At 31.3% G+C, this 1021-nt stretch carries 2 protein-coding genes; both read right to left on the bottom strand.

The window, feature by feature from the left end:
* On the bottom strand, positions 1 to 233 hold a 233-nt coding region (locus ACED20_RS21155), incomplete at its 3' end, for a hypothetical protein (protein WP_378106733.1).
* On the bottom strand, positions 220 to 534 hold the full coding sequence (locus tag ACED20_RS21160) for a hypothetical protein (RefSeq protein WP_378106735.1): 315 nt from the start codon (positions 532 to 534) through the stop codon (positions 220 to 222). The genes ACED20_RS21155 and ACED20_RS21160, both read right to left, overlap by 14 nt.
* Positions 535 to 1021 lie beyond the last annotated feature (487 nt).

Genomic DNA, 1021 nt, shown 5'->3' on the forward strand with positions numbered 1-1021 from the left:
TATTTTAATAAGACCCCTTTATCAGAATCATATTTTAGATATTCATATTCCATCTTCGAAGTGTCCTTTTGAAAATAATCAAATATCCCTATATCGATTTTTTTATTATTTAACGTACCTGACTTATACGTTACAATAATAGGTTCATAAAACTCTAATACTTGTCCGTTTACATGTCCTACAAAATATAATAATAGAATACATATAAATATTTTCTTTCTAATTTGTTCCATTAGTTTTCTTTTTTTCTTCTTCTCGTAGCTGGACGAGTTGGTTAACTATTTTCTCTGAATTAGTGCCGGGTACTCTTGGAGCAGCTAACTTAAAATCTCCAGACCCATATTGTGTATGATCCAAATCAGGATCTCCCGTTCTATTTTCTATATGAGAATCCATTTCATGATATACAGCTTCTGCTAAATCATAATTATTATAGCCCATTTTTTTCTCAACGCCTGCCTTATTCTCGAATGTTACACTATATCTTGAATCGGTACTGTTTTCCTTAAAAAAATTTTCATTCAAAGAAATCAAATGNGCCCATTTTTTTCTCAACGCCTGCCTTATTCTCGAATGTTACACTATATCTTGAATCGGTACTGTTTTCCTTAAAAAAATTTTCATTCAAAGAAATCAAATGTACATTTTTATTGCCTGACTGAGATACGTCTAGATTATTAAATTCAGACATATTAACATATCCTTCAGGAATTGACACTTTCCCGTTTTTTGTAATACCCAAAGTTTTTATATCTGCAATTGTTTCAGCTACAGTTGATGAACGAATACCAAAGTTTTTGGAATTGATATAAATATCGTCCGTTTTACTAGTTCCGTACTTATCCCATATCCTCTAACCTTCAGCAGTTTTATAAAGTATATCTTTTGATGCTTTGAAAGACCCATTTGCAGTTAGAATAATAATATCTTTGGGAGCTTTTCCATCTGGATCAGTAAATTTGATTGGGTTATCGAAGGCATAATTATAAGGACTATGTTTTCTCATTTTCTCAGCCAACGG

The sequence above is a fragment of the Chryseobacterium sp. sg2396 genome, from assembly GCF_042610505.1.
Taxonomy (GTDB): domain Bacteria; phylum Bacteroidota; class Bacteroidia; order Flavobacteriales; family Weeksellaceae; genus Chryseobacterium.